The organism is Campylobacter sp. CNRCH_2013_0855 (assembly GCF_025773025.1).
In the GTDB taxonomy this organism is placed as follows: domain Bacteria; phylum Campylobacterota; class Campylobacteria; order Campylobacterales; family Campylobacteraceae; genus Campylobacter_D; species Campylobacter_D jejuni_C.
Map to the genome: position 1 here is coordinate 1 of NZ_JAKMTE010000074.1, position 536 is coordinate 536.

The 536-nt window shown below is 22.6% G+C and carries 1 protein-coding gene; it reads right to left on the minus strand.

Features of this window, described 5'->3' with window-relative positions:
* On the minus strand, positions 1 to 536 hold a 536-nt coding region (locus tag L8X40_RS08500), incomplete at both ends, for a hypothetical protein (protein ID WP_263667695.1).

Genomic DNA, 536 nt, shown 5'->3' on the forward strand with positions numbered 1-536 from the left:
TGGATTTAAGTTTATTAGTTTGTTTTTGGTTAAGTTTGAATTTTTTAAAAATATAGATCAATTTTTGAAGGTTTTTTATCAAATTATTATCATCAGTATAAGCATATTTTTCTAATTCTTTATTAAAAAACAATAAAACTTTGTCAGTAGCAATGTTAATTTGACTCATACCATTTAAAATTGTTATAGTTTTAGGGGTATTTAAATCACAAATATAATCTTGTAAAAATTCACTCAAATACATATCAGTAAATGCACAATTATAACCAATTAGAGTGTTAATATACATTCCAATTCCAACTACATCAAAGCTATCAAACTTATGAATATCTTTTTGCAAAAAATCCTCTTCTAAACGAGTATTTAGAAAAAATAAAAAATCTTCAAAAACTTTAAATCTTTCCTTATCAAATAAAAAAGAAGTTTTTTGATTTGTGATATTTCCTTCATTATATAAAAGATAAAGTATAATATCAGTATTTGAATTTGTTGTAACATGTCCAGCTTGTCTTATAAGCTCAACATCTTCTTCTGTA